The 1421-nt window shown below is 54.1% G+C and carries 1 protein-coding gene; it reads right to left on the reverse strand.

Annotated elements, in window-relative coordinates:
- Positions 1-613: 613 nt before the first annotated feature.
- Positions 614-1421: porin (locus tag T18_RS04340; protein WP_075807493.1), on the reverse strand; the 808-nt coding region annotated here is incomplete at its 5' end.

The raw sequence follows: 1421 nt of genomic DNA on the forward strand, positions 1-1421 counted from the left end.
CAAAAGGCTCTTGATGTTCATGGTTGACCTCCAGTCAAACGCTTAATTTTCTAAGCAGCGGGTGGGGAAACACAACTAAATGCGTGCCGCTTATGGAGATGATTAGAGCCAAAACCGGCCGGGGAGGCAATCCCAATGATGACAAAAGGAAGACAGTAAGGGGACCTTAGTTTTGCATTGTTGCGAAATAGCTACAATTCTAACCGACGGGCAGCACTTCCTAACAAAACGTTAATAATTCATGCTTTTCAGCGACTTAAGCGAAATGCCGATAAATGAGATAAGTCATTCCTCATCCCACCGCCAGAATTCTGACATCGCTGCGCCATGGGAAATCGTCTGAAACGCGGTGCCATTGGTGGGAAATCGGGCTGTCGGCAGCAACGCTTCCATCCGCAGCAGGAGAGAATCAGTTCGCAGTTCGACAGGCCCAAAACAGTTGAGTGGGAGACGAATCGGCAACGATACAAACCGACTTAAGCCATAACGGAAAGTCGCCGGGATATCGAAACGCCGGCCAATCGACGCTTTGCCTGCCCCTCGCCAATGTGCATCAAACGAAAAAGCCCGGCTCAAGAGCCGGGCTTTCCATCACTGACGATGTCAGATCAGATTAGAACGTGCGCTGAAGGCGAACGAAACCAACCCAGCTGTCGCCGCCGCCGTTTACACCTTCGGTGCCGTCTACGTCCTGGTAGTTAACCGAAACGAGCGTGGAGAGGCCCTGGGTGATCTTGTAGCCAACAGCTACACCAGCGCGCCATGCATCGCGATCGCCAACGAAGTCGTTGTCAGCGCCGATGTCGATCTTGCTGAAGTACTGAGCGCCGGGGGTGATGGTCAGCTTGTCAGTTGCCTTGATTGCGTATTCAGCAGCAACAGTCCACTCGGACTCTTCGTAGTAGTTGTTTGCGCCAGAAGCCCAAATACCAGAGATACCGAAGGTGCCCGGACCGATGTCAGCCGTGACGATTGCACGGATTGCACCATTTTCCTGGTCGGTGTCGTAGCCGCCGAGCAGGTTAGCCTTAACGGCGCCGAAGTTAGCACCGATGATGCCGCTTACGCCAACGTTGTTCGCAGATTCGAACGAACCGCCCTTTGTCAGAGCTGCAGAGATGTTGGAACCGCCGCGAGCAGCATCCAGCTCTTCAACTGCAACGCCTACGTAGAACGAGCCAGCGTCGTAGGTGTAACGGATAGCGTTCAGACGCGTAGCGTTCGAAGAAAGGGTATCGACTTCGCCGGAGAGACCATCATCCCACCAGTTGTAGTAGTAACCGACCTTCAGGCCGCCGAGTTCGATGAAAGCCTGGTCGACAACAACGCCACGTGCGGAGTCGTTGTTAGCCTGGCCACGAAGACCGATGTAACCACGCAGAGCGCCGAGTTCGGTGTCGGTGCGGGTGTCGATGTTGAAC

The sequence above is a fragment of the Rhizobium sp. TBD182 genome, from assembly GCF_001950375.1.
Lineage (GTDB): Bacteria > Pseudomonadota > Alphaproteobacteria > Rhizobiales > Rhizobiaceae > Agrobacterium > Agrobacterium tumefaciens.